The organism is Rhizobium sp. UFLA01-1127, from assembly GCF_059803845.1.
In genome coordinates, this window is record NZ_JAUQTZ010000292.1 from 1 (window position 1) to 1,281 (window position 1,281).

Sequence of the window (1,281 nt, forward strand, 5' to 3'; positions counted from 1 at the left end):
GCTTCTCCTTGGAGCATTGGCTGCAACTGATGTGGGAGTCACTGGGCACGCTGCTTTGGGCCGGGCTCGTCTTCACCATCCCGCTCACCCTGATCACCTTCGTTCTCGGGCTTCTGCTCGGCCTGCTCACCGCCGTCGTCAGGCTCTTTGCCCCGGCGCCGTTCGTGGCCGTTGCCCGCTTCTATGTCTGGGTGATCCGCGGCACGCCGCTTCTGGTGCAGCTCTTCGTCATCTTCTACGGCCTGCCGAGCCTCGGCATCCTGCTCGATGCCTTTCCGGCTGCCGTGATCGGCTTCACGCTCAGCGTCGGCGCCTATACGTCGGAAATCATCCGCGCCGTCATCTCCTCCGTGCCGAAGGGCCAGTGGGAAGCCGCCTATTCGATCGGCATGAGCTGGCGCCAGGCCATGAGCCGCACCATCCTGCCACAGGCAGCCCGCGTCGCCGTGCCGCCGCTGTCGAACACTTTCATTTCGCTGGTCAAGGATACGTCGCTTGCCGCCGCCATCACCGTGCCGGAGCTGTTCCAGGCGGCACAGCGCATCGTCGCGACAACCTATGAGCCGCTGATCCTTTATATCGAGGCGGCGCTGATCTATCTCGTGCTCAGCACGGTGCTTTCGACGCTGCAGGGTTCCCTCGAGCGTCGTTTCGCCCGCTATGGCGGCACGCTGGAGGCGCGGACATGATCGAGCTGTCCCATATCGAAAAACGCTTCGGCGACAACGTCATCCTCAAGGACATCGGCCTGATGATCCCGGAAGGCACGGTGACGGCGCTTGTGGGCCCCTCCGGCGGCGGCAAGAGCACGCTATTGCGCTGCATCAACCTGCTTGAAATCCCGACAGCCGGAACGATCCGCATCGGCGAGGAGACGGCCACCTTTCAGCCGGGCAAGAAGCCGTCCTGGCAGGACATCCAGAAGATCCGCCGCCAGACGGGCATGGTCTTCCAGAATTTCCAGCTCTTTCCGCACCGCAGCGCCATCGAGAACGTCATGGAAGGCCTGACGACCGTGCTGCGCTGGCCGGAAGACAGGGCGCGTAACCGCGCGGTCGAGCTTTTGACGAAGGTCGGCATGGCGCACAAGATGGACGCCTGGCCCTCGACGCTCTCGGGCGGGCAGCAGCAGCGCGTCGCCATCGCCCGGGCGCTAGCCCCTTCGCCGCGCGTGCTGCTCTGCGACGAGCCGACCTCCGCGCTCGATCCGGAGCTGGCGGCCGAAGTGGTCGATGTGCTCGGCAAGCTTGCCAATGAAGGCACCACCATGGTCATGGCGAC

General features: G+C 64.7%; 2 protein-coding genes. Both read left to right on the forward strand.

All coding sequences use genetic code 11. From position 1 onward, the window contains the following. Positions 1 to 8 precede the first annotated feature (8 nt). Positions 9 to 689 carry an amino acid ABC transporter permease gene (locus tag Q4Q11_RS31805; RefSeq protein WP_112504902.1) on the forward strand — a complete coding sequence of 227 codons (681 nt, stop codon included), beginning with the start codon at positions 9 to 11 and terminating at the stop codon, positions 687 to 689. After that, positions 686 to 1,281: amino acid ABC transporter ATP-binding protein (locus tag Q4Q11_RS31810; protein ID WP_498571980.1), on the forward strand; the 596-nt coding region annotated here is incomplete at its 3' end. The genes Q4Q11_RS31805 and Q4Q11_RS31810, both read left to right, overlap by 4 nt.